Origin of the sequence: Streptomyces sp. DH12, from assembly GCF_020873895.1 — a bacterium.
Lineage (GTDB): Bacteria > Actinomycetota > Actinomycetes > Streptomycetales > Streptomycetaceae > Streptomyces.
In genome coordinates this window covers 1-682 of the sequence record NZ_JAHWGT010000324.1, presented here as the reverse complement: position 1 = coordinate 682, position 682 = coordinate 1, and the positions used below count along the sequence as shown (strand labels likewise).

Below are 682 nucleotides of genomic sequence, written 5' to 3'. Positions count from 1 at the left end.
GGCACTGGCCGGCCCGAGCGAGAAGGCGACCCGGGCGCAGCACGCCAAGGGCAAGCTGACCGCGCGGGAGCGCATCGAACTGCTGCTGGACGCGGGGTCGTTCCGTGAGGTCGAGCAGTTGCGGCGGCACCGGGCCACCGGCTTCGGTCTGGAGGAGAAGAAGCCGTACTCGGACGGTGTGATCACCGGCTGGGGGACGGTGGAGGGGCGGACGGTCTTCGTCTACGCCCACGACTTCCGTATCTTCGGCGGTGCGCTGGGCGAGGCGCACGCCACGAAGATCCACAAGATCATGGACATGGCCATCGCGGCGGGTGCGCCGCTGGTCTCCCTGAACGACGGCGCGGGCGCGCGTATCCAGGAGGGCGTCTCGGCGCTCGCCGGCTACGGCGGGATCTTCCAGCGCAACACCAAGGCGTCGGGTGTGATCCCGCAGATCTCGGTGATGCTGGGCCCGTGCGCGGGCGGCGCGGCCTACAGCCCGGCGCTGACGGACTTCGTGTTCATGGTGCGGGACACCTCGCAGATGTTCATCACCGGCCCGGACGTGGTCAAGGCGGTCACGGGCGAGGAGATCACCCAGAACGGGCTGGGCGGCGCGGACGTGCACGCCGAGACGAGCGGTGTGTGCCACTTCGCCTACGACGACGAGGAGACCTGCATCGCCGAGGTGCGCTACCTC

At 69.8% G+C, this 682-nt stretch carries 1 protein-coding gene; it reads left to right on the top strand.

The genetic code is table 11. From position 1 onward, the window contains the following. Positions 1 to 682: carboxyl transferase domain-containing protein (locus LPA54_RS34325; protein WP_306806584.1), on the top strand; the 682-nt coding region annotated here is incomplete at both ends.